Origin of the sequence: Mesobacillus maritimus (genome assembly GCF_023715205.1) — a bacterium.
Taxonomy (GTDB): Bacteria; Bacillota; Bacilli; order Bacillales; family Cytobacillaceae; genus Mesobacillus_B; species Mesobacillus_B maritimus_C.
Window position 1 is genome coordinate 1 of sequence record NZ_JAMBNR010000034.1, and the last position, 17,397, is coordinate 17,397.

At 40.1% G+C, this 17,397-nt stretch carries 16 protein-coding genes, 1 tRNA gene, 2 rRNA genes, 1 other RNA gene and 1 other annotated feature; of the genes, 5 read left to right on the plus strand and 15 right to left on the minus strand.

Annotated features, from left to right (window positions below; all coding sequences use genetic code 11):
- Positions 1–296: 296 nt before the first annotated feature.
- The 7 genes from M3182_RS25105 to tadA form a co-directional block, all read right to left on the minus strand.
- Positions 297–560, minus strand: coding sequence for a pro-sigmaK processing inhibitor BofA family protein (locus M3182_RS25105; protein WP_251437546.1), 264 nt, complete (start codon positions 558–560; stop codon positions 297–299).
- A gap of 80 nt (positions 561–640) precedes the next feature.
- Positions 641–862 carry a YaaL family protein gene (locus tag M3182_RS25110; RefSeq protein ID WP_251437544.1) on the minus strand — a complete coding sequence of 74 codons (222 nt, stop codon included), beginning with the start codon at positions 860–862 and terminating at the stop codon, positions 641–643.
- 21 nt (positions 863–883) lie between these two features.
- The gene (gene recR / locus M3182_RS25115; RefSeq protein WP_251437542.1) at positions 884–1,480 is read right to left on the minus strand and encodes a recombination mediator RecR; all 597 of its coding nucleotides are present in this window, start codon (positions 1,478–1,480) and stop codon (positions 884–886) included.
- A 12-nt stretch (positions 1,481–1,492) separates the two neighbouring features.
- On the minus strand, positions 1,493–1,813 hold the full coding sequence (locus tag M3182_RS25120) for a YbaB/EbfC family nucleoid-associated protein (RefSeq protein WP_251437540.1): 321 nt from the start codon (positions 1,811–1,813) through the stop codon (positions 1,493–1,495).
- 15 nt (positions 1,814–1,828) lie between these two features.
- The gene (gene dnaX, locus M3182_RS25125; protein WP_251560567.1) at positions 1,829–3,514 is read right to left on the minus strand and encodes a DNA polymerase III subunit gamma/tau; all 1,686 of its coding nucleotides are present in this window, start codon (positions 3,512–3,514) and stop codon (positions 1,829–1,831) included.
- A gap of 196 nt (positions 3,515–3,710) precedes the next feature.
- An RNA gene (gene ffs, locus M3182_RS25130) (signal recognition particle sRNA large type) lies at positions 3,711–3,975 on the minus strand.
- An 80-nt stretch (positions 3,976–4,055) separates the two neighbouring features.
- Entirely contained in the window at positions 4,056–4,565 is a 510-nt protein-coding gene (gene tadA, locus M3182_RS25135) for a tRNA adenosine(34) deaminase TadA (protein ID WP_251560569.1), read from the minus strand.
- 74 nt (positions 4,566–4,639) lie between these two features.
- Here tadA and M3182_RS25140 point away from each other — a divergent pair, with 74 nt between their 5' ends.
- The 4 genes from M3182_RS25140 (at position 4,640) to M3182_RS25155 (ending at position 8,363) form a co-directional block, all read left to right on the plus strand.
- On the plus strand, positions 4,640–5,185 hold the full coding sequence (locus M3182_RS25140; protein WP_349774479.1) for a cysteine hydrolase family protein: 546 nt from the start codon (positions 4,640–4,642) through the stop codon (positions 5,183–5,185).
- 68 nt (positions 5,186–5,253) lie between these two features.
- On the plus strand, positions 5,254–6,540 hold the full coding sequence (locus M3182_RS25145; protein WP_251560572.1) for a glycoside hydrolase family 18 protein: 1,287 nt from the start codon (positions 5,254–5,256) through the stop codon (positions 6,538–6,540).
- 510 nt (positions 6,541–7,050) lie between these two features.
- Positions 7,051–7,692 carry a deoxynucleoside kinase gene (locus M3182_RS25150; RefSeq protein ID WP_251437532.1) on the plus strand — a complete coding sequence of 214 codons (642 nt, stop codon included), beginning with the start codon at positions 7,051–7,053 and terminating at the stop codon, positions 7,690–7,692.
- Positions 7,689–8,363 carry a deoxynucleoside kinase gene (locus tag M3182_RS25155; RefSeq protein WP_251437530.1) on the plus strand — a complete coding sequence of 225 codons (675 nt, stop codon included), beginning with the start codon at positions 7,689–7,691 and terminating at the stop codon, positions 8,361–8,363. Before M3182_RS25150 ends, M3182_RS25155 begins: the two co-directional genes overlap by 4 nt.
- Before the next feature lie 377 nt (positions 8,364–8,740).
- Here M3182_RS25155 and M3182_RS25160 read toward each other — a convergent pair.
- The 6 genes from M3182_RS25160 to guaB form a co-directional block, all read right to left on the minus strand.
- Positions 8,741–8,833: transfer RNA gene (locus M3182_RS25160), tRNA-Ser, on the minus strand.
- 89 nt (positions 8,834–8,922) lie between these two features.
- Entirely contained in the window at positions 8,923–10,206 is a 1,284-nt protein-coding gene (gene serS / locus M3182_RS25165; RefSeq protein ID WP_251560574.1) for a serine--tRNA ligase, read from the minus strand.
- A gap of 54 nt (positions 10,207–10,260) precedes the next feature.
- Positions 10,261–10,481, minus strand: a binding site (T-box leader).
- A 55-nt stretch (positions 10,482–10,536) separates the two neighbouring features.
- Positions 10,537–11,127 carry a pyridoxal 5'-phosphate synthase glutaminase subunit PdxT gene (pdxT, locus tag M3182_RS25170; protein WP_251437526.1) on the minus strand — a complete coding sequence of 197 codons (591 nt, stop codon included), beginning with the start codon at positions 11,125–11,127 and terminating at the stop codon, positions 10,537–10,539.
- A gap of 6 nt (positions 11,128–11,133) precedes the next feature.
- A complete protein-coding gene (gene pdxS / locus M3182_RS25175; protein ID WP_251437524.1) occupies positions 11,134–12,015 on the minus strand; it encodes a pyridoxal 5'-phosphate synthase lyase subunit PdxS in 882 nt (293 codons plus the stop codon).
- 179 nt (positions 12,016–12,194) lie between these two features.
- Positions 12,195–13,544: a serine hydrolase gene (locus M3182_RS25180; protein ID WP_432806658.1), complete on the minus strand. Its 1,350-nt coding sequence runs from the start codon at positions 13,542–13,544 to the stop codon at positions 12,195–12,197.
- Between the two features lie 268 nt (positions 13,545–13,812).
- Complete coding sequence (gene guaB, locus M3182_RS25185) at positions 13,813–15,279, minus strand: IMP dehydrogenase (protein ID WP_251560575.1); 1,467 nt, start codon at positions 15,277–15,279, stop codon at positions 13,813–13,815.
- 115 nt (positions 15,280–15,394) lie between these two features.
- Between guaB and M3182_RS25190 the strand changes: the two genes are divergently transcribed.
- The gene (locus M3182_RS25190) at positions 15,395–16,348 is read left to right on the plus strand and encodes a YaaC family protein (protein WP_251437520.1); all 954 of its coding nucleotides are present in this window, start codon (positions 15,395–15,397) and stop codon (positions 16,346–16,348) included.
- 597 nt (positions 16,349–16,945) lie between these two features.
- Here M3182_RS25190 and rrf read toward each other — a convergent pair.
- Both rrf and M3182_RS25200 read right to left on the minus strand, forming a co-directional pair.
- Positions 16,946–17,061, minus strand: a 5S ribosomal RNA gene (gene rrf, locus M3182_RS25195).
- Between the two features lie 219 nt (positions 17,062–17,280).
- Positions 17,281–17,397: ribosomal RNA gene (locus M3182_RS25200) — 23S ribosomal RNA — on the minus strand; the annotation flags it as partial.

Below are 17,397 nucleotides of genomic sequence, written 5' to 3' on the forward strand. Positions count from 1 at the left end.
GATCAAACTCTCCAATAAAGAGTATGAGTTAAGCTCATAAAATAAAACGTTGGCTCATGTTCTTCATAAGAAGACATGATAATATTGTTTGTTGACGCTTGTTTGTTTAGTTTTCAAAGAGCAATGTCGTTCGAGACGACTTTATTAATTTATCACGTTATTGAAACATTGTCAATAACTTTTTTTAATTAACTAATCGCTTGTTATCATTGTTATCGGCGACTTGTATTATATTATCACCGTTTGTTCCCACCGTCAACCCTAAGTATAAAAAAAACTACTGAAAGTCCAGTAGTTTAAATAATCCAATTCTCGATGGCTACTAATGCAACCACTCCTGGAATTCCCAAAAGCCCAGAGATTGTTGCCGTTACAAGATTAATTGGTACGTATAAACCTAATCCCGTTCCAAACTCATTTAAGAAAAATAAAAAAAGAGCTCCAATAAGGATTTTAACGATTCCTTGTCCAATAAACCGCAAAGGTTTCATTGGAGCTCCAATAAAAAACATAATGAGAATAAGACCAACGAAGATGGAAATGATCAAAATTGGATCCATTTCTGCTCCTCCTTCTTTAAACTTGTACTATATTTTATGAACAAGCTTTTGAAAAAAGAACGAAAGGAATCCAATCCATTTTATTTTCCTCTAAGTGAGACTTTTCTTTCTTTTGCTTCCTTAAACAAGTAAAAGTATTTAGCTTCCGCTAATTTGGCTTCGGTAACAAATTCCCTTGGTGCATCAAAACTTCTCTCAACCAAGGACCTCTTATTTTCCCATTCATGTTTAAGTTTTTCGAGCTGCGAGACTAATTTCTTGTCTTGCTCTTTCCTCAGCTGTCCTGTTCGACGAAATAACATGACCGCTCCTCCTAGGTGATTTTAGACTTCTCTTCGACCTTCTAATGCTTTTGAAAGCGTGACTTCATCGGCATATTCTAAATCACCACCGACAGGTAAACCGTGAGCAATTCTTGTTATCTTGATTCCAGATGGTTTTAACAAACGGGAGATATACATCGCTGTAGCCTCCCCCTCAATATTAGGGTTCGTTGCTAAAATGACTTCTTCCACGGTTTCATCTTGAAGACGTTTTAACAAGTCCGGGATGTTAATGTCCTCTGGTCCAATTCCATCCATCGGAGAAATGGAACCATGGAGCACATGATATAAACCAGAAAACTCCTTCATTTTTTCCATCGCAATCACATCTTTTGGATCTTGTACTACACAAATCACGCTTCGATCACGACGTTGATCTTCACAGATATAACACGGATCCTGATCTGTAATATGACCACATACAGAGCAATACGTTAAATTTCGTTTTGCATTGACTAGAGCCTTTGCAAAGTCAAGAACGGTGTCTTCTTTCATACTTAGAACAAAAAAAGCCAGACGAGCAGCCGTTTTAGGGCCGATACCTGGCAATTTCATAAAGCTGTCAATTAGCTTTGATATTGGTTCAGGATAATGCATGCTATTTTCCCCCTAGAACATTCCCGGAAGGTTCATACCTTTTGTAAATTGTCCCATTGTTGAATTCGTCAGCTCATCAGCCTGCTTCAAAGCATCATTTGTTGCTGCTAGAACTAAGTCTTGAAGCATTTCTACGTCATCGGGATCTACAACTTCTTGTTTAATTTGCACATCTACAATTTCCTTATGCCCAGTAACAACGACCGTCACCATTCCGCCTCCCGCTGTACCTTCTAGTCTTTTTTCACCTAGTTCTTCCTGTGCTTGTGCCATTTTCTTTTGCATTTTCTGCATTTGTTTCATCATATTTTGCATATTTCCCATTCCACGCATATTCTACATCCTCCATTAATCTTGTATTTGAATAATTTCTTCTCCAAACAATTTTTTTGCTTCTGATATGAGCGGATCTTCTTCAGACCCACCGTTACCATCGGCTTCCCCATGTTGTTGACTACTTAAAAATTTCTCGCGGAGATTTAACCACTGATCTTCAGGGACTCCTAACACTTGCAATTGCTTGCCTGTTAAGTCACGAAGAACTGTACTAATTGTTTGAATGAATTTTGCATTCTCCATTGCCATCTGACAATGAATTTCATATTTAAATTTTATCACTAATGCATCACCTGATGAAGCTACAGGCTCCGCATCATTTAATAGTGCATCTTGTGAACGCATTTGACGTCCTACAAGTAACTCACGCATTTCGCCCCAACGACTTTTTACCTCGCTTAAATCCTGCTTGGTTGCACTTTTTAACACCTCGTTAATTTTACCTGCTGGGGCTTGGAATCCTTTGCGATTAACACGTTGTGGTTTTTTTTGTGCACCTTGTTCATTTTGTACTGCAGCTACTGGAGGATTCTGTTCATATTGCGCTAATCTCTCTTCCAATTGCTCTAATCGTTTTAACAAAGGTTCCGCATTCAGGTTTTGAGTCGCATGAATTTCTAACTGGCAAAGCTTCACAATGGCCACTTCTAAAAACACACGTGGATGATTCGTCCACCGCATTTCTTGTTGAGCCTTATTCAAATGATCGATAATCTCGTATATTTCCCTAGCATCGACTTCACTAGCAAGTTTCTGAAACTCATCATCTAATAAAACTCTTTCAAGAGATTCTTCTAAATTAGGAGCTGCTTTGTATAACAACATATCTCGATAGAAGTAGATAAAATCCTCAATAAATCGTGCTGGATCTTTCCCTTGAAAAAGCAATTCTTCCAATGCTTCAAGTCCCATTGCCGCATTCTTTTCATGAACGGCTCTCGCTAACCGATTTAAAAAGCCTTGAGAAACAGAACCTGTTACAGTTAGTGCATCTTCAACCGTTACTTGATCTTGACTAAAGGAAATTGCCTGATCAAGGAGACTAAGGGCATCACGCATTCCACCTTCTGCAGCTCTAGCAATTACCTGCAGTGCTTTTTCATCACATTCCAATCCTGTTTCCTCAATGATCCACTTCATTCTTCCGACAATTGCCTGTGCGGTTATGCGTTTAAAATCAAACCGTTGAGTTCTTGAAATAATGGTTAGTGGAATTTTATGAGGTTCAGTCGTAGCGAGGATAAAGATGACATGACGCGGAGGCTCTTCGAGTGTTTTTAACAATGCGTTAAAGGCCCCGATTGAAAGCATGTGGACCTCATCGACGATGTACACCTTGTATTTCACGGCATTCGGTGCATATTTAACCTTATCTCGAATGTCTCTTATCTCCTCTACGCCGTTATTAGAGGCGGCGTCGATTTCAATAACATCGGGAATCGACCCGTCGGTAATCCCCCGGCAGGATGGACACTCGTTACAAGGTTCACTGATTGGTGCCTTTTCACAGTTCACTGCTTTTGCGAGAATTTTTGCAGCACTCGTTTTCCCTGTACCACGCGGTCCTGAAAAGAGATAAGCATGTGAAATTTTTTCCTGAAGCAGAGCATTTTGTAGTGTCGTTGTGACATGTTCTTGGCCCACGACATCAAAAAACTGCTGCGGACGCCAAACACGATATAACGCTTGATAAGCCAAAGACACCGCTCCCTTCCATGTATATTATCTCCCTTATTATAACGTATCTATAAATACAAAACTATCTTGGAGAAAAATTAAATTTCTACTATGTTTGACAAAAGTGAGGGTGCTAAATCTGTTTTCTCACCTTTCACTTCCAATACAACAAAAAACCTACCTCAAGGGAGATAGGTTTTAATACTAGTATGTATAGCCGTGCACCTTCCGTCGACTGACGACCATAAGCGTTACTTAAGCAGTTAGCTCGACCCAGGCAACCCTGCGGCACATGGGAGCGTCCACTTAATGCTGCTTCCTTCCGGACCTGACATGGTTCATGGATTCCCATTGCGCAGGACCCGGGTGTCATCACCACTTACTTAAGGCAGACCCTACAGTCAATCAGCCTCAGGAAGGGATTCATCCCCGCTAGAGCGGATTGCGGGTACAGGGCACCGCTACCTCCCCGACTAGCACGGCAAAGAGTTACGTCTTAATGACGCATACTTAGTATACTAACTCCGAACAGAAAAAGCAATGTTTACAACCTGTAAATTATTTACTGATTCTCCAATTCCGTTTCTAGCCTGGTTTTCTTTTCTGCTTTTTTTCGTTTTCGTAAATTTCGAAAAAACTCCGAGAGCATACCTCCACACTCTTGCTCTAGAATTCCTGTCTTCACTTCACTTTGATGATTAAATCGTTCATCCTGAAGGATGTTCATAAATGTCCCTGCACAGCCACCCTTAGGATCTGTTGCACCGTATATGACGCGTTTAACCCTCGATAACATAATTGCTCCTGCACACATAGGACATGGCTCAAGTGTTACAAAGAGTTCTGCTTCCTCAAGCCTCCAGCTTCCTAACTTTTTACAAGCTTGGTCTATCGCCAGTACCTCTGCATGAGCAATGGAACTTTGTTCAGTTTCGCGCAAATTATGTGCTCTAGCAATTATTTCATCACCTACGACAATTACAGCTCCAATTGGTACTTCTCCTTTTCTTTCTGCTTTTTTTGCTTCTGAAATTGCTTCTCTCATATAGAATTCTTCTCGATTGAACTCCATTGAACGTCCCCATTTCTACCTACGTTTAAGAATACCCTTTCCTTCAAAAGATAATAGGAAAGGAGTGGATTTACGTGAACAGCCAGAAACCCGCTTTACTAGTAATCGACATGATCAATGATTTCCAGTTTAATCACGGCAAGATCTTATCCCAAAAAGCAGAGATGTTAACTCATCCCATACTTGAACTGAAATCCTACTTTTACAAAAAAAATTGGCCAGTTATTTATATTAATGATCATTATAAAGTATGGAAGGCAGATTTAGAAACCATCATCCATGTTTGTACAAATGAACGGAGCCAAGAAATTATCCATAAACTGACCCCAACGAGTAAAGATTACTTTTTAATAAAACCTAAGCATTCAGCTTTTTATGGCACAGCGCTTGATAGTTTACTGCAGGAATTAAAGGTGGATACACTCGTGATAACTGGAATTGCCGGGAACATTTGTGTTTTGTTTACCGCCAACGATGCATATATGCGTGAATACTCCTTATTCATTCCTAACGATTGCATTGCTTCCAACCACGATCAAGACAACACCTACGCGTTACAAATGATGAAAGAAGTCTTAAAAGCAAACATATCACCATCTGAAACAATTTTTTCTTGGTAATTCATAGGTCAACCTCTCTACTCATATGATGGTTGTAGCGTTTTACCGCTATCTAGGGAGGGAAAACCATGCAAATCCATGTGATACAACCTGGTGATACGTTAGCAGGCATTGCCCGTGCCTATGGATCAACTGTGAATGATATTGTCGAAGCAAATGATATACCTAATCCAAATAGGCTCGTTGTTGGTCAAACTGTGGTCATCCCAATCATCGGGAGCTTTTACTGGGTTCAACAAGGAGATAGTTTATATTCAATTGCTAGAAAGTTTGGTACCTCTTATCAAGAATTGGCAAGAATCAATCGAATCCCTGTAGATCAACCACTACGAATTGGATTGAGACTTTATATTCCCCAACGCCCGAAGGTCCGATCGGAAACAAATGCATATGTTGAGCCAAGAGGGAACACAGTTGCTCCCGCACTAGAGAATGCCGCAAGAGAGGCCGCCCCTTATTTAACCTATTTAGCGCCGTTTAGTTACCAAGCGCTACGAGATGGTTCATTAAAAGAACCTCTATTAAATAACTTCCCACAGATTGCTCGGGCCAATAATAATACGTTAATGATGGTAATTACAAATCAGGAGAATGACCAATTTAGCGATGAACTCGGCAGGATTATTCTAAACGATATGACCGTCCAAGAACGGTTCTTAAATAATATTGTCGATACCGCGCGCCGCGTTGGATTCCGTGATATTCACTTTGACTTCGAGTTTTTAAGGCCTGCAGACCGCGAAGCATATAATAATTTTTTAAGGAAAGCGCGAGATCGTTTTCGCCAACAAGGCTGGTTAATTTCAACTGCTCTAGCACCTAAAACAAGTGCTGAACAAAAAGGAGCATGGTACGAAGCCCATGATTACCGGGCACATGGGGAAATTGTCGATTTCGTTGTCATCATGACTTATGAATGGGGATATAGCGGTGGCCCAGCGATGGCAGTATCACCAATTGGACCAGTTCGTGAAGTGCTCGAATATGCGCTTACCGAAATGCCTGGGAATAAAATTATGATGGGACAAAACTTATATGGGTATGATTGGACTCTACCATTCGTCCAAGGAAGCACCGCTCGAGCAGTAAGTCCCCAGCAAGCGATTCAACTTGCAGCAGACAACGGTGTAGCCATTCAGTATGACCAAAAAGCCCAGGCCCCTTTCTTTAACTACACCGATAGAGAAGGGAAACGACATGAAGTATGGTTTGAAGATGCACGCTCCATCCAAGCAAAGTTTGACTTGATAAAAGAATTGAATTTACGAGGTATTAGTTATTGGAAGCTCGGGTTAAGTTTCCCGCAAAACTGGTTACTCATTACGGAAAACTTTAATGTCGTGAATCAAACATAGGTAGAAACAAGCTCAGATTTCTCTGAGCTTGTTTTTTATGGAGCTTTTTAAATCAGTCGTCATTTTAGTTGAGAAGTAACAAAATTTGAGGAAAGAAAGTCTAAAAAACGCACTTACCCGAAGGGATTTTTTTCCGTTCCCTTCCTGAGAGTAATGCAACATTTCAGTATCCATACTATTCACATATACAATTTGAACACTATTCCCGTTACCACCTTTATCTCCCCCAAATATTCCATCTCCTCTCTTGGTGATTATATGATAAAATGGATTTTGTGTTTTTTAATAACCCAAAAATAATTTTTTAAATGGCTGTTTTGTAAAGATTATTGTTAAAATCCTAAAACGGATTTTAACGCAGAATAGCTATTTTATACGACATATCTAAGTTTACAGCTCTTTTTCTTAATGAAAAACATGGCATTGGAGTTCTAGTTGAGCTCTGAAAGTAGCAAAGTTTGAGAATAGAGCCTTTTAAATAGATAACCGGATAGAGAAGGAGGACAAACTGTGGGGGAAACACCTTTTATCACGGTTGAGGGGCCAATTGGTGTTGGCAAAACTTCATTAGCAAAGGCTATTTCCGAACAATTTCAATATCCTTTATTAAAGGAGATTGTGGATGAGAACCCGTTTCTCGGTAAGTTTTATGACAATATTGAGGAGTGGAGTTTTCAAACGGAAATGTTCTTCCTTTGCAACCGATATAAACAATTAGGCGATATTAATAAGAACTATATCAGTCAAAACCAGCCTGTTGTGGCTGACTATCACATTTTTAAAAATTTGATTTTTGCACAGCGGACACTTAATCAGCAGGAATACGAAAAGTACTATAAAATTTATGATATTTTAACAAAAGATACACCCACTCCGAATATCATCATTTATTTACACGCGAGTCTAGACACGCTGTTGAAACGAATTGAAATGCGCGGACGTGAGGTAGAAAAGAACATCAGTGCAGCATACTTACAACAATTATCTTTGGATTATGAGGAAGCCATGAACATATTTGAACAACAACATCCTGAGATTCCTGTGCTTCGTTTCAATGGGGATGACCTAGACTTTGTGAAAAATAAACAAGATTTAAACATGATGCTCCAACAGGTTTCAGCATCATTAGCAAAAAGGAGCGTACAACAATGAATTTACGAACGAAATATAATATCCCAAATAATGCTGTTATTACCGTGGCTGGTACCGTTGGGGTCGGGAAATCTACGATGACAAACGCTCTAGCTGAGGCTTTACAATTTCGTACTTCTTTTGAAAAAGTTGATACGAATCCTTATCTCGATAAATTTTATGCTGATTTTGATCGCTGGAGCTTTCATCTTCAAGTTTATTTCCTAGCAGAACGTTTCAAGGAACAAAAGCGGATTTTTGAATACGGTGGTGGATTCATCCAAGACCGTTCGATCTACGAAGATACTGGGATTTTTGCCAAGATGCATTATGAAAAAGGGACGATGTCGCCAGTAGATTATGAAACATACAAAAGCCTATTTGACGCAATGGTGATGACCCCATACTTCCCACATCCAGACTTGCTAATTTACTTAGAAGGAAGTATTGATGATATACTCGAGCGAATCCGCCTTCGCGGCCGCCCAATGGAACAACAAACTCCAATTGAGTATTGGCAAGAAATGCACGGACGTTATGAGAATTGGATCAACAGTTTCAACTCTTGCCCTGTTCTCCGATTAAACATCAATGATTATGATATTATGAGCGACAAATCCTCTATTGAACCAATCGTTGAGCGAATTGGCTCGTTTATCCAACAAACGCAATTGTTAAAAAGTAAAGCATAAGCACCCTGGGCAGCGGCGTATGGCCTGGAGCTCTTCGACTGAGATAAAGGAAACACGAAGAGCCGGAGGCGATTCGATGTTGACTTATCGTAGGGCGGAGAGTGAAGGACACTAGCCGCTAGGGTGCTGGAGCTGGAACATTTACTAAGTAAAAAACATATTCTATATATATCCTAAAGCATAAGCACCCTGGGCAGCGGCGTATGGCCTGTGTTCAGAACTTATTCTTTTTCACTTGTTCATAGAAAGGCCAGTTCTCTTGAGCTGGTCTTTTATTATATTTTATTTTCCCTAAACAGAAAAAACCTGCTACACAAAGGTAACAGGTTTTTTTGAATCTCCAATATTTATGCGCAAATATGAAATCTCAGGTGTTATGGCGGAGGAAGAGGGATTCGAACCCCCGCGCGGTTTAACCCGCCTGTCGGTTTTCAAGACCGATCCCTTCAGCCAGACTTGGGTATTCCTCCGTACTGACAAAGAATATTTTATTATATTTAAAATGCAAAGTCAAGAAAACATTTTAAAAAACTAGGCGGTGTTTCCGCCTAGTTCTTCTTTAATTTTGCGGGCCAATAACTTCACAGTTCCGCATATATGGACGTAATACCTCGGGGATCACTACACTGCCGTCTTCTTGCTGGTAATTTTCCAGAATTGCGGCGACCGTGCGGCCGACCGCAAGGCCAGATCCATTCAGTGTATGAACATGTTCTGGCTTTCCTTTTGCATCACGGCGGAAACGAATGTTTGCTCTACGTGCTTGGAAAGCTTCAAAATTACTACAAGATGAAATCTCACGGTAGGTTTCATAGCTTGGAATCCAAACCTCAATATCGTACTTCTTTGCAGCCGTAAAGCCAAGATCAGCTGTACACATGCTAAGAACGCGGTAAGGCAAATTCAATAACTGAAGCACTTTTTCAGCATTGTTCGTTAAGCTCTCTAGTTCTGCATAAGAATCTTCAGGTTTAACAAATTTCACAAGCTCTACTTTGTTAAACTGATGTTGACGGATTAAGCCACGCGTATCGCGACCTGCGGATCCAGCCTCAGAACGGAAGTTGGCACTGTAAGCAACATACTTAACTGGTAACTGCTCGCTAGTTAAAATTTCATCGCGGTGTAGGTTTGTTACCGGTACTTCAGACGTTGGAATAAGGAAGTAATCCGTATCAGCGACTTTGAAGGCATCTTCTTCAAATTTAGGCAACTGGCCTGTACCCGTCATACTAGCACGGTTAACCATATAAGGCGGGAGCACCTCTTGGTAGCCATGTTCATCCGCATGAAGGTCCATCATAAAACTGATAAGTGCGCGCTCTAGGCGGGCACCAAGCCCCTTATAAAAAGCAAAACGACTTCCCGTTACTTTTCCGGCGCGTTCAAAATCAATAATTTTTAGTTCATCTGCCAAATCCCAATGTGGCTTCGGTTCAAAAGAAAACTGTGGGATTTCTCCCCATTTGCGGATTTCTACATTATCGTCTTCTGATTCTCCTACTGGCACACTCTCATGTGGGATATTCGGAATGCTCATTAATAGGTTGTCTAATGATTCTTCGACGCCCCTTAATTCCTCATCTAATGTTTTAATTTGATCGCCAACCTCACGCATTTCAGTAATCAGTTGATCAGCATCTTGTTTTTCTTTTTTTAGTTTCGCAATTTGTTGAGAAACTTCATTGCGCTTGCTTTTTAATGCTTCAGTTTCAACAAGTAACTCGCGGCGTCTTTTATCCAACTCTTCAAATTTCCCGAAGTCCGTTAAATCCTCTCCTCGATGCTGGAGCTTTTGTTTCACTTCGTCAAAATTCGTACGTAGATATTTTACATCTAGCATCTTTCTTCCTCCTTCAATAATCCTTGGCAAAACACAAAAAACTCCCGTCCCCTAATAAGGGACGAGAGTTAACCCGCGTTGCCACCCTGATTGAAAGCATATGACACTTTCCTCTTTAGCAAGATAACGGTCTTTTGCCGAAAGCAATTACTAACCAACTGGTTTTCCATGCTTTGCTCGAGGATGGATTCACACGTCTCACCCACCGGTTTACACCAACCACCGGCTCTCTATAGGTATGAAAACAAGTTACTAGTTCCTGTCATCGCTTTTATATATCAGGTTTTATTATTTCAAATTTACTATATTTATTTCCTGCTTGCAACTGGATTATACTATAGTTTTTTGTTTTGATTCTTCCACCATACGGACAAAGTAGGAGGTTAACCGGTTGTCTTCTGTTAACTCAGGATGAAAGGAACATCCCAAAAACTGACCTTCCCTTGCTGCGACAATTCGACCGTTATGCTTGGCCAAGACCTCCACATTTTCCCCAGCTTCAACAATATGTGGAGCACGGATAAACACAGCGGAAAAGTCTTCAGCAACGTCTTTAATATCAAGTTCAGTTTCAAAACTTTCACGTTGGCGACCAAATGAATTTCGTTCGACAGTTACATCCATGACCCCAATATGTGGCTCTGTATACCCCACTACTCGCTTGGCAAGTAAAATTAAACCTGCACATGTCCCGAACATTGGTTTGCCTTCAGCTGCAAATCGCTTTAACTCTGGCATGAAGCCGTACTTATCAATCAGTTTTCTCATTGTTGTGCTCTCTCCGCCAGGAAGAATAAGCCCGTCCACTTCCTGAAGCTGCTCTACTCTTTTGATAACAACCGCTTCTGCACCGCTAGCTTCAATGGCATTTACATGTTCTCTTACGGCCCCTTGCAAACCTAATACAGCTACCTTAACCATTTCAGTTTACCACCCGCGTTCCTGCATGCGTGTTTCAGAAGTGAGTGAAGAGATTTCAATACCTTTCATCGCTGCCCCAAGTCCTTTAGACAACTTTGCAATCAATTCATAATCTTGATAATGTGTTGTTGCCTCAACAATAGCACGTGCAGTCTTCTCTGGGTTTTCAGATTTGAAAATTCCAGATCCTACGAATACACCATCAGCACCTAGTTGCATCATTAACGCAGCATCAGCAGGTGTCGCTACACCACCAGCAGCAAAGTTTACAACCGGTAAACGACCAAGACGTTTAATTTCTAATAGTGTTTCGTAAGGGGCTCCGAGAAGTTTTGCTTCTGTCATAAGCTCAGTCTCATCCATTGCGACAACCTTGCGAACTTGTGCATTTACTTTACGAATGTGACGTACAGCTTCAACAATATTTCCTGTACCAGGCTCACCTTTTGTACGAAGCATTGCTGCTCCTTCACCAATACGTCTTGCTGCTTCTCCAAGATCACGGCAGCCGCAAACAAATGGTACAGTATATTCACTCTTTAATAAGTGGAACTCTTCATCTGCTGGTGTTAATACCTCACTTTCGTCAATATAATCAACACCCATTGATTCAAGCACTCTTGCTTCAACAATATGTCCAATTCTCACTTTAGCCATTACAGGAATGGATACAGCTCCCATTACTTCTTCGACAATGGTAGGGTCAGCCATTCTTGCTACTCCACCAGCCGCACGAATGTCAGAAGGTACTCGTTCTAATGCCATAACGGCAACTGCCCCTGCTTCTTCCGCTATTTTAGCTTGTTCTGCATTGACAACGTCCATAATGACGCCACCCTTTTGCATCTCAGCCATTCCACGTTTTACACGATCTGTTCCTGTTCTCATTCTTTTTCCCCCACTTTAAGTAATTATATTATTCGACTATTTTTATTTTAGAGGATTATTCCAAGAAAATAAATCGGAATTTTTTCCAATTCCCTTATTGAAAATAAACACCAAAAAAGGGTCCCTGTCAACAGGAACCCTAAATTTTACTACTATAATTTTTAAAAAATTATATTTTTTTAGAACCAACCCTTAACAGTAGAGGCAATCGTACTAAATAAGTCACCGAAGAAACCGCCAATTCCACGCATTGAAAGCACGAACCAGTTTGCCTTTTCTACTTCTTCTGCAGCAACAACGGGGACTTGAATGGCCTTTTCATTTTTTGAAGTAATGAACTGGATATCTCCACCGTTTTTTGATTCGACTGTCATATATCCAATTGTTTGACCTTTTTCAATAGGGGCAGTTAACTCGCCATCCTCATTTAAAAGGTCTTTATCAATGACCAATTTTGGTTGGTATTGCTCTTTTTCACCGTTTTTAACTGGAAGAGCAAGTTCACCATCTGTTTGAACAGCGACGCTATTTTCTTTTCCTTTAGTTACTGGTACTGTTTCTTGGCCTTTCAATTGGAAGCCTTTATCAAAAATTTGTTCTTTTGAAAAACTATTGAATGCATAATTCATGACTTTTGCTGTCTCTGTAAAACGAATATCCCTTGAATCTGTTTTCATTACCACGGAAATATATCGTTGGTCACCTCGTTTAGCTGTAGCTGTAAATGCATAACCAGCAAAGTCCGTTGACCCTGTCTTTAAGCCATCAATTCCTTCATACGCATGTACTAGCGTTGGCAACATAAAGTTAAAGTTATCATATGTTTTACCGTCTCTAAACTCGAGTCTTGGTTTACTAGCCGTATCAAGTACTTCAGGATAGTCCTTTAATAAATGATAAGCCAACTTAGCTGTAGCTCTCGCAGACATCACATTTTCATCATCTGCACCGCCAGCAGGATGATTTCCTAACAACGAACTGTTGTTCAAACCAGAAGAGTTAACAAATTTGTAATCCTCTAGATTTAATTCCTTTGCTTTGGCGTTCATCATTTCAACAAAATTCTTTTCAGAACCAGCAATTAACTGAGCAAGTGCAACAGTTGCAGCATTCCCTGAATGAATGGCCATAGCTTCGTAAAGTTCCTTAACGGTATAATCTTCTCCTTGTGTTAAGCCAATATTAGACAACCCAGGTGCTGATGATAATCGATGGATATACTCATCAATTTTTACCGTTTGATCCCAAGTAATCGTACCTTTATGGATTGCTTCAAGCACAAGGTACTCTGTCATCATCTTTGACATTGAAGCTACACCTAGTACCACATCTGCATTCTTTTCATATAAAACTTTCCCAGTCTCACCATCTAAAAGAATGGCTGCTTCTGCACTAAGGCCTAACTCATCTTCTGCTGCTTGTACATTTCCGGGTAAGCCCGAAAGCAAAGTTGTCAAAGCTAACAGAAATACAGCAAACGTCATTGTAAATTGTCTGTAACGTTTCAAAGCAATTTCCCTCCAGCTCATTTAGTTAATCACATGTCTAGCTACAGCGCCCTAGCGGTTATTGTCCTTCGCTCTCCACCATACAATTGATATTTATCTCAGTTAAAGAGCACCAGGCAATACGCCGCTGAACAGGGGGCTTCCGCTTTTCTATTTGGTATGTTGCTAGATTGACCCCATTCAAAAAACACACCCGTATAGTTTAACATAAACAAAATCAAAAAAACAGACAGAGAAAACCTCCCTGTCTGAAAAACAACTTACATATAGAAAATTTAGGCTTTTAGACTCAGCTTGTTGAGTAATTCGGAGCCTCTTTTGTAATTTGAACATCATGTGGATGACTTTCACGTAACCCGGCTCCAGTCATTTTAATGAATTGACTGTTCTCTCTTAACTCCTGTAGGTTTGCCGCACCACAATAGCCCATACCTGAACGAATTCCACCAATTAACTGATAAACCGTATCTGACAAAGGTCCTTTGTAAGCGACACGTCCTTCAATTCCTTCTGGAACAAACTTCTTATTATCCTCTTGGAAATAGCGATCCTTTGACCCTTTTTCCATGGATGTTACAGAGCCCATGCCCCGGTAAACTTTAAAGCGTCGTCCTTGATAAATTTCTGTTTCTCCTGGACTTTCAGTTGTACCTGCTAGCATACTTCCAAGCATGACAGCATGCCCGCCAGCTGCTAAAGCTTTTACAATATCTCCTGAATACTTAATGCCTCCATCGGCAATAATGGCTTTCCCATATTTTCTTGCTTCACTTGCACAGTCATAAACAGCTGTAATTTGAGGGACACCGACGCCGGCTACGACTCGTGTTGTACAAATAGATCCAGGTCCAATTCCAACCTTTACAACATCGGCACCAGCCTCGATAAGGTCCCGAGTACCTTCTGCAGTAGCAACATTTCCAGCAATAATTGCAAGGTCAGGGTATGTCTCTCGAATTTGTCTGACTGTTTCTAAAACGCCTTTTGAATGGCCATGTGCTGTGTCAATGACAATGACATCCACTTGAGCTCGTACCAATCCTTCAACCCTTTTTAAGGTATCAGCTGCAACGCCAACGGCAGCACCAGCAATTAGGCGACCTTGTTCATCCTTTGAAGAGTTGGGGAACTCAATCACTTTCTCAATATCCTTAATAGTTATAAGCCCTTTTAAGATTCCATCTTCATTTACGAGTGGGAGTTTCTCAATTTTATATCGTTGCAAAATCTTTTCAGCTTCCTGTAATGTTGTTCCAACAGGAGCAGTAACCAAATTCTCCTTTGTCATGACATCAGAGATGAGAATGGAATAATCCTGAATAAACCTTAAATCACGATTCGTAAGAATGCCGACAAGCTTTTGTTCCTGTTCATTGTTAACAATTGGGACACCAGAGATCCGATACTTGCTCATTAGATGTTCTGCGTCAAAAACCTGGTGTTCAGGGGTTAAAAAGAATGGATCAGTGATAACTCCACTTTCAGAACGTTTTACTTTGTCCACTTGTTCAGCTTGTTGCTCAATGGACATGTTTTTGTGGATGATCCCTAAGCCACCCTGTCTAGCCATACTAATGGCCATTTCTGCTTCTGTCACAGTATCCATACCCGCGCTAATAACTGGGATATTTAACTTAATCTTTTCTGTTAACTTTACTTGAAGTTTTACATCCTTGGGTAAAACCTCAGACTTTGCAGGCACAAGCAACACATCATCAAAAGTTAATCCTTCTTTTGCAAATTTATTTTCCCACATCGTAAATAACCCCCTCTAGAACAAAATATTATTAGTAAGGTTATCAATTGGACAAAATACTGTCAAGAAAGATTCGCCAAGTTAGATTTTTCTGATAATATCGGAGGGTTTATGGATGTTATTGCAGACTAATGGTTGGGACCGTTTTTCAGTTTATTTTTCAGCTGATTATTCAAGAAATTACTTATTAAACTGCTACCAGCAATTACAAATAGAAAATGCTGACCAAAAGAGCTTTGAGAACTGTTATCCGTTTATGTACTATTTGGAGCATGGAAAAATATACTACCAACAAGCTCAAACCTCCCCAATACATATCCAGCCCATATTGCTTTTTTATGGATTAGTACACCTCTCAAAAGCATGCATACTAACAGCAAATCCAAACTATCCAGAAACAACTGCTGTACTAGCCCATGGACTATCGACTAGGAAAAGAAAGAAACAACAATATTCATTTTTAGACGATGAGGTAAAGCTCCAGCGACACGGATTGTTTCCTCTGTTGGCAGAAAAATTGTTTCACATGAAACAACTGGAAGGAGAAAAAGTCAAAATGGGAGATCTTCTGAAGTTCATTCCAGAACTCACTCCCCTTTTTATTAAACTAATGGGGCAGCAAACCTTTCTCCCCATCCACACAATTGATGGCTCTTTTGCTTTACCTAAAACCTTACTGGACACCTATCATATGACAGAGAGCCGGTTTATGACCTATATTCAACAGAAAGTAGGGGGGCAAGTAACGTTTCGCGGAACAGATGACAGGCGCATATTATTTGATTGCGATTCCCCCCTCCATTTAGAACCAAGTATCATTAAACTTAATTCCATGGACCAACAGTATGCCTTTCCATTGATAAGAGAGGATTTAGCTATGATGCCTGAACTACTGCTTCATTATCTTCTCCTATATAACCTTGGAATGATAGCTCGTTACGAAATTGATTGGTGGAGTGAACTGATTAAAATGATGTCAAACGAAGATTATCCATTTATTGAGTCCTTTCTTGAAATCACCCTAAAAAAGGGACCATCATTGATTATTCGATATTTGGAAGGGAAATAAAAAGCGAGGATTACGGAATAGTCAATGACGGGTTCAGGAGGAGAGTGTATAAATTAGGCATGTAAAATATCAGTTTAATGCGGGTGCTAAGTTAATTTCCACTTTTGAGACTAGTACTCGCAATTTCCATCTTGGTTAATACGAGCACTAAAAAAAGATTATATTGTAGAAAGGAACAAATAAAGCTTGTACTCGGTTTATTAACCATGCTTTCCCTATAGTTTAATAGAATCGGAGGAGAACAAACTCTTTTTATACATTTTATTAAAAATAAAAAAGGAAACGATCCTTTTTATTAAACAATGAAGGGGATTCACTCTTAAATTAATTTGCCTTTTACAAAAACGCTCTTTTGGGTTTCTTACACAAATAAAAACGCTGTTTTTTTGTAAAAATTGTTATTGAAATTCTGAAGCCAATTTTGACGATAAAGTAGCAATTGCGATCGTTTGAAATTATTGTAAGTACTTTTTTCTATAAAATGTAATTATTTATTGAATGACTTGAGTTACTCAGATGTATTTTTTGTCCAAGAAGCAACAAAGTTAAAGAAAAGAGCCAAAAAAAAGACAACCAAACAAGGTTGCCTTTTTTTTGGCCTGGCGACGTCCTACTCTCACAGGGAGAATCCCCCAACTACCATCGGCGCTGAGAAGCTTAACTTCCGTGTTCGGCATGGGAACGGGTGTGACCTTCTCGCCATCGTCACCAGACAATTATTATAATATCTTTTTGATATTTTTCAAGAGATTTTTTTGTTCCCTCAAAACTAGATAATGTTTGTAAGAAGTTAAGTGAAACGAGTATCGTTGTCCAGCTCTGGCTCCTAGCCTCTCGAGTCGCTTCGGTCCATCCGCTGAAGTCAAAGAACGACTTCAACTGCTGGCCCTCCAGCGCTTGTCGAGGCTGTACAGTCGCCTCCGCTTTTCGTTTTGGTTAAGTCCTCGATCGATTAGTATCAGTCAGCTCCACACGTCACCGCGCTTCCACCTCTGACCTATCAACCTGATCATCTTTCAGGGATCTTACTTAGCTAATGCTAAAAGGAA